Below are 7,541 nucleotides of genomic sequence, written 5' to 3'. Positions count from 1 at the left end.
CTAAAATCAAACTATTCAGAGCCAATCTGCATGGAGTAACGGATAAAAAGTTCTTTCTCTTCAGAATTGCTAAGTTGTATGGTTATCCCCACTAAATTTCTACTGTCCCAAAACAACTGTTGAAATGAAAGGCGATTGGAAGCCTATCATTTTCCTTTTTACTGACGGGATGCCAACCGACAATCCACAGCAAGCCTTCAACCGATGGAACGCACATTATAAGAGAAAAGCGAATTTGGTATGTATCTCAATCGGTGACAATACTGATACTAAAATGCTTGGGAAAATCTCAGACAATGTGTTGAGACTGAATAATACAGGGGAACAATCCTTCAAGGCCTTTTTCAAATGGGTTACGGCTTCAATCAAGTCAACAAGTGTTTCTGTTACCGATATGGGAACTGATGAAATACAACTTGCTTCCACATCGGGAATTGACCTTGAAAAGGTGGATACGACTAAAGACTGCACTGTGGATGAGAACTTTGTCGTACTGCTCGGCAAATGTTCAAATACAAAAAAGAAATACCTTATTAAATACGCCAAGCGGATAGGTAAAATTCCCGGCTTAGAGCAACTTGACGTAAAAGGTATAGACTACAAACTTGTGGGGGCTTATCCAATTGACGATAAGGCTTATGAAGAATTAAGCGATGGCAAGTCCAACCGCAACATCAACACCATGTCTTTGATAGGAGTACCCACCTGTCCTTGTTGTGGCAATCAATTCGGCGTAGTCGTATGCGAATGTGGCAACATTATGTGTTCAGACGGTCAAACTACTGCTTGTCCGTGGTGTGGAATAGAAGGCTCATTAGGAGCTATTGGTGATGGTGGTTTGGATATAACACGGGGAAGAGGTTGATTATGAACATAGAAAAAGCAATAGACCTCCTAAGCAATGGAGAATCTGATGAACGCATGAGTGGCTTCATCAAATATTATGCTAACAAGCTGTGGGCTGAATATAATGAATATCTTATGAATGAAATTGTTGTGATAGAGAACAAGGTAAAAGAACTGCCTATCGTCATACCTAATGCGTCTATCAGAAAGCCGTATAATGCGATTGTGTCAATACCGTGCGAAGAAATGACTGACATAACATTATCCGGTCTCACAGAAGAAGTGCAAGGGCTTAAAATTGAAAAGCAGGAGGATGGCAAATCCTTTAAGATAAGTGGAACTCCCAAAGAAAGTGGAACTTTTGATGTCACGCTAAGATACAAATATCGTGGTTTATCTGTTGAGCGTCCTTATCTGGAACGTATGTTACAAATTATCATCAATCCAGACCCAAGGGATTTATGGAAAGATATTCCTGTACCCGAAGATATGGAGTATCCGAAAGATAATGCTGCAAAAGAATATGTAAAAGTTGCTGCACTTTCCGATGGAACTCCCCAAAAAGATATTGTGGCTGCAAGCAAAAGAGGCCGTTCACATGCACAAGAAGGTAAGCCACGTGATGACGATTTCCGTTTGTATCATGACGAAAAAACGAATTGGTATGTCATTGCCGTGGCCGATGGAGCGGGGTCTGCACCCTATTCCCGTGAAGGTTCAAGAATAGCTTGCAATGTAGCAGTTGATCATTGTAAAGGACAATTGGCTGATTCTGAAAATTTTGATGATGACATCAATCTCTATCATCTTGACCAAAAATCGGAAGCGGCAGGTAAGGCTATTAGTGCGGATATATACAAAATCGTAGGTAATGCCGCCTTAAAAGCGCATAAGGCAATAGCGGCAGAGGCTCAACAAAAAGGTCGCAAGACCAAGGAATACTCTACAACATTGTTACTGGCTATCTGCAAAAAATATGATTTTGGTTGGTTTGTTGCCTCATTCTGGGTCGGCGATGGGGCGATATGTCTTTACAACCAAGATAATGAAACTGCGATGATGCTCGGTATGCCTGATGAGGGGGAATATGCCGGGCAAACACGTTTCCTTACAATGCCTGAGATATTTTCGGATTCCAATAAATTCTACCAAAGAATGAATTGCCGGATTGTTCCGGACTTTACAGCTTTATTCCTTATGACGGATGGCGTTAGCGATCCCAAGTTTGAAACCGACGCTAATCTGAAGTCTTATGATAAGTGGAATGAATTATGGGCTGACCTCAAAGAGAATGGAGTAGAATTAACGGATGATAATGAGGAAGCGGCAAGCCAACTGTTGAACTGGTTGGACTTTTGGTCTCCGGGAAATCATGACGATAGAACCATTGCAATATTGTACTAAAAGTAAAGCATAATGGCAAATAAAATAACTCTGACAGCAAATGACGGAAGTATCGTTGAGTTTTATGATGAAATAAAAGCTCAAGGTGGGGTTAAGGATGTATATTTCAGCCCTGACAAAACCTATGTTGTCGCTTTCTATCGCAAGCCAATCAATGCTAATGACAGGGAGCGTATCACCAATATTGTTGGTATCTATCGCCAGCGGATTTTCGATACTCCAGAGGGAAATTATTGGAAAAATCTGTTTGCATGGCCTACAAAAATGGTAGAATGGAATGGAAAGACAGGCATCGTAATGCCATTTTATGACAAAAGGTTCTTCTTCTCATCAGGACCATTCAAAGGCAAAGAAAAAGAGGGAAAATGGTTTGCTTCCGCTAAATTGCGTAACAAATTCTTGCCTGCTGACCAAAAAGGGAATTGGCTGACAAACCTTCATATGTGTATCAAGATAGCACGTGCAGTCCGACGACTCCATGCGGCAGGATTGGCGCATTCGGATTTGTCCTACAAGAATATACTGGTTGACCCGATTACAGGAAGTGCGTGTATCATTGATGATGACAGTTTAGTTGTTCCGGGCAAATTCCCTCCTGAGGTTATAGGTACGCCAGATTTCATTGCTCCTGAAGTCATTGAAACCAAGCATCTTGCATTAGATGATAAACAAAGGAAACTACCGAGTATCTATACAGACCGTCATGCATTGGCTGTCCTGATATATATGTACCTGCTTAATCGGCATCCATTAAGAGGCGGCAAGGTGAATGATGTCAACGACAGCGGACGTGATGAAGAATTGTCTATGGGGGCAAAAGCCTTGTTTATTGAGAATCCAACAGACAAGTCCAACAGGGTTAAAGCCCAGCAACTATCCCCTGCCGAGTTGCCACAAGGCGACCCGGCAAAGATGCCATATACTATTTGTGGTCCGTATCTGAAGAAATTGTTTGACCGTGCTTTCGTAGAAGGTTTGCACGACCCGTCAAAGCGTCCGAGTGCAGCGGAATGGGAAGATGCCTTGGTCAAGACAACCGATTTGGTACAGCCATGTCAGAATCCTAATTGTGAAGCCAAGTGGTTTGTATTTGATAACACTACCAAGCCTAAATGCCCGTTTTGTGGCCAGCCATATCACGGACAATTGCCGATATTGAATTTTTATTATGCTCCCTCACATGGCAAATTCATATCGGAAAATTATCGTTTGATGGTATATGACAAGCAAACTCTATATAAATGGCACGCAAATAATTTAGTATCTCCAAGTGAACGGACATCTGAAGCTGATAAAAAACCTGTTGGAGACTTTCACTTCTTCAATAATCAGTGGATTCTGATAAATCGCAATCTTCCGGATATGATGGATGTTACGGAAAAGAAGCCTATCGCTATAGGCGAATATGTGCCGCTTACAGAAGGTAGGCAGATATTGCTTGACAAAGGACAGGGAGGACGACTCATTGTCGTTCAACTTGTTAACAATTAGAACGATAATAACCATTAGATATAAAGCAAAATGAAAAAATCAATAGCTCTGCTAATTGGTATTGCATTAATTTTATTAGGTACGTTGACAAGAGGTAATTGGATTATCGGACTAAAATTATTATGCGCCATATTTCTAGTTATGCTCATACTCTATTGGAAAATAGCACCCTTTAAGCAACAGCTATTCCCTAAATATCAAAAGGCTTTTGGCATAACAGAAAGAATATTCATGAGATTACAAAACGTCTTAGGGTTTATTCCAAAAATACAATTAGGACAGCGTTTACAGCTTGACACTCCATTGATTGTCTGCATCATTTTTACACTTATGATATTGGTTGTTTTGTGAAAACATTGACTGTATCAATCAAACTGATTAAATCAGAACAAAATTATATGGCAAAGAAGAAAATCGTAAGAATACCAGGAGTAAGTTTTTCTTGGAAACGTGCGTTGGGCATAACACAGGCTAAACAGAAATTTGCCCGTCAAACCGGGATACCAACATCCAAGGCTGGATTGGAGCGTAAATTGGGAAAAGCTCTACTTAAAGTTCTATTTGGCAAATAATTATTAATCAATAAGTTTTTCAGTATATGCAACAGAAAAAACATTACATTGGCTTGACAGATGCAGAAGTCTTGGAGAGCCGTAAAAAGTATGGAGTAAACATCCTTACTCCACCAGAGAAAGAGCCATTGTGGAAACAATTCTTGGAGAAATTCACAGACCCTCTTATCATCATCCTAATGATAGCGGGTGTTTTGTCCATTGGAATTTCATTTTACGAGTATTTCGGACTCAATGAAGGTTTTACTGTGTTCTTTGAACCCATTGGTATTTTTGTGGCAATTTTACTTGCTACCGGGTTAGCTTTCTATTTTGAATTAAAGGCGGATAAAGAGTTTGCCATATTAAACCAAGTGAATGATGACGAACTGGTTGAAGTCATACGAAACGGCAATGCAACTCAAATCCCCAAGAAAGATGTGGTTGTTGGGGATATTGTCATTATTAATACTGGTGCAGAAGTTCCTGCTGATGGTGAACTGCTGGAATGTGTTAGTCTGAATGTAGATGAATCCACGCTTACGGGAGAACCGATGTGCCATAAGAGTGTTGATGAAAAGGATTTTGACCCAGAAGCGACATATCCTACCAATCACGTTCTTAAAGGAACAAAGGTATTAGAAGGTCATGCTGTTTATAGGGTTGCGTCAGTAGGTGATAAAACGGAAAATGGTAAACTTCTACAGTCATTAGTTGGAGTGGAAGTTGATGATGATATCGCAGATGACGAACTTTCTGAAGAACAAAAAAAGAAAAAACGGCTTGAAAAGAATTCTAAAATAGGCAAAGATAAGAAGACGCCACTCAATGAACAATTGGATGGGTTAAGTGACCTGATAACAAAATTAAGTTATGGATTTGCGGCATTAGTAGTCGTAGGGCGTTTGCTGATTTACTTTTTGGGAGACAACTCAATGGAATGGGCACATATTACGGCATATGTACTCCAGACATTAATGATAGCCGTCACTTTAATTGTCGTTGCTGTTCCAGAAGGATTGCCTATGGCTGTCACGCTTAGCCTTGCATATAGTATGCGTAGGATGTTGAAAACGAACAATCTTGTACGCAAGATGCACGCATGTGAAACGATGGGAGCCACGACTGTTATTTGCACAGATAAAACCGGAACACTGACCCAAAATCAGATGAGCGTTGAGGAAACCCAATTCTACGGTTTGTCTAATCAAGTATTGGGTACAGATGAAACAAGCCGTTTAATCAAAGAAGGCATTGCTCTTAATTCTACGGCATCATTGGATTTAAGCAATCCCGACAAGCCTGAGGTATTGGGAAATCCCACAGAGGGAGCATTGCTTTTATGGCTTAGAAATAATGGCATTGATTACCGCAATCTGAAAGAAGATGCCAATGTAGTGGAAGAATTGCCTTTTTCTACAGAAAGGAAATATATGGCTACAGTTGTTGAGTCCGCCCAACTGGAAGGGAAGAAAATTCTCTATGTCAAAGGTGCTCCCGAAATAATCCGTTCCCTCTGCAAGCAAATCGACAAGAACGTAAATATTGCCGATATTGACAAACAACTGACAGACTATCAAAATCGTGCAATGCGCACTTTAGGTTTTGCATATCAAGTATTGAATGACAGCGATATGGCTATCGCAGATGGTAAAGTGATTGCTGAAAACCTTACTTTCATGGGGATTGTTGCCATTGCTGACCCTGTCCGTAAAGATGTTCCAGCAGCCGTGCAAAAGTGTATGGCTGCAGGCATTAATGTGAAAATTGTAACAGGAGATACTCCCGGAACTGCCAAAGAAATAGGACGACAAATCGGACTTTGGACTAAAAAGGATAGTGACAGTGCAATAATAACAGGAGCGGAGTTTGAGAAACTTTCAGATGACGAACTTGATAAGAAAGTGCTTGGATTGAAAATTATCGCTCGTGCCCGTCCAATGGATAAGAAACGTTTGGTTGAATCCTTGCAAAGAAACAATCAAGTGGTAGCAGTGACAGGTGACGGTACGAATGATGCTCCTGCACTCAAAGCGGCTCATGTGGGCTTGTCAATGGGTGACGGCACTTCCGTAGCCAAAGAAGCCTCGGACATTACCATTATAGATAACTCATTCAGCAGTATTTGTCGTGCAGTAATGTGGGGGCGCTCGCTTTATCAAAACATTCAGCGTTTCTTATTGTTCCAACTTACGGTCAATGTAGCTGCATGTTTTATCGTGTTGGTGGGTGCGTTCATGGGAACAGAATCTCCGTTGACCGTGACGCAAATGCTATGGGTGAACTTGATAATGGATACATTCGGTGCTATGGCTCTTGCCTCATTACCACCTTCACAATCTGTAATGAAAGACAAACCTCGTGACCGTAAAGCCTTCATCCTTACAAAACCTATGATGAAAGACATTCTCGGTGTTGGCGGATTTTTCTTCTTGCTGCTTGTTGTGTTCCTTTATATATTCCAGCACACTGAAATCACGCAAATGACAGACCTGTTGCATTGCAAGCTCGGTGAAGCCAATGGATTGTCACCATACGAACAGACTCTATTGTTTTCAATATTTGTATGGACGCACCTTTGGTATATGTTCAATACTCGTTCATTTGAAACAGGAAAAAGTTTTTTCCAACTCAAGATGAGTAAAGAGTTCTTTACTATTGTTGCTATTATTTTCATAGGACAGGTTGTGATAGTTGAAGGTCTTTATGATTTCTTTAACTGTACTCCGATGAAATTGATGGACTGGGTAATAATAGTTGTTCTTTCCTCACTAGTTCTCTGGGCAAGAGAGTTGTGGCATTTGCTAACCAAGAGGGGATAAGGTGTTTTTCAGAAAAGCAAGCAAAGAGGATATGAGGAATAAACCTATATCCTCTTTTTCATTAATACAGGGTTGCCCGACTTCGGAGCGGTAACCAGCGGCAAGGTTTTCGGGAGTAACCCGCAAAGTTTTGAGTAACTCAAAACATACCTTGCTGCTGCCTTTTCGACAGTAACCGAAAAGCCTTCGGGTAACCTGAAGGACACCTTGCTGATTTCTCGTGAAATCAGTAATCCGTCAGCAAACGGATTGGAATTTACACAGTAATTCTTACCCTCAAAGCATCGTTTCCCGGTGCCCAAACTACCCAAAAGAAGAATAGGAACTGCGAACGGGTACAACCCAAATAGTTGCTTAGAGGGTTTGGAACAGACAAACCTGAACTTTGGTCTTACCAAAATTGCAGACTGGACTGTCAATCAATGCC

At 40.9% G+C, this 7,541-nt stretch carries 6 protein-coding genes; all 6 read left to right on the top strand.

All coding sequences use genetic code 11. The annotated features are described in order from the left end of the window. Positions 1 to 124 precede the first annotated feature (124 nt). From H6A61_RS08900 to H6A61_RS08875, 6 genes are read left to right on the top strand one after another with little or no spacing between them, the layout of a single operon-like run. Complete coding sequence (locus H6A61_RS08900) at positions 125 to 865, top strand: TerY-C metal binding domain-containing protein (protein ID WP_239469169.1); 741 nt, start codon at positions 125 to 127, stop codon at positions 863 to 865. A 2-nt stretch (positions 866 to 867) separates the two neighbouring features. Then, positions 868 to 2,250: a PP2C family serine/threonine-protein phosphatase gene (locus H6A61_RS08895; protein ID WP_204392968.1), complete on the top strand. Its 1,383-nt coding sequence runs from the start codon at positions 868 to 870 to the stop codon at positions 2,248 to 2,250. 12 nt (positions 2,251 to 2,262) lie between these two features. Then, positions 2,263 to 3,741, top strand: a complete 1,479-nt coding sequence (locus tag H6A61_RS08890) for a helix-hairpin-helix domain-containing protein (protein WP_204392966.1) — start codon at positions 2,263 to 2,265, stop codon at positions 3,739 to 3,741. 30 nt (positions 3,742 to 3,771) lie between these two features. After that, positions 3,772 to 4,092 carry a hypothetical protein gene (locus H6A61_RS08885; RefSeq protein ID WP_204392964.1) on the top strand — a complete coding sequence of 107 codons (321 nt, stop codon included), beginning with the start codon at positions 3,772 to 3,774 and terminating at the stop codon, positions 4,090 to 4,092. A gap of 47 nt (positions 4,093 to 4,139) precedes the next feature. Continuing rightward, a complete protein-coding gene (locus H6A61_RS08880) occupies positions 4,140 to 4,313 on the top strand; it encodes a hypothetical protein (protein ID WP_016662328.1) in 174 nt (57 codons plus the stop codon). A gap of 26 nt (positions 4,314 to 4,339) precedes the next feature. Continuing rightward, positions 4,340 to 7,114 carry a calcium-translocating P-type ATPase, PMCA-type gene (locus H6A61_RS08875; protein WP_204392962.1) on the top strand — a complete coding sequence of 925 codons (2,775 nt, stop codon included), beginning with the start codon at positions 4,340 to 4,342 and terminating at the stop codon, positions 7,112 to 7,114. Positions 7,115 to 7,541: the final 427 nt, after the last annotated feature.

Source organism: Bacteroides caecigallinarum (genome assembly GCF_016901995.1).
GTDB classification, from domain to species: Bacteria; Bacteroidota; Bacteroidia; order Bacteroidales; family Bacteroidaceae; genus Phocaeicola; species Phocaeicola cellulolyticus.
The sequence above is the reverse complement of the archived record's forward strand: the minus strand, read 5'-3'. Positions and strand labels throughout refer to the sequence as shown.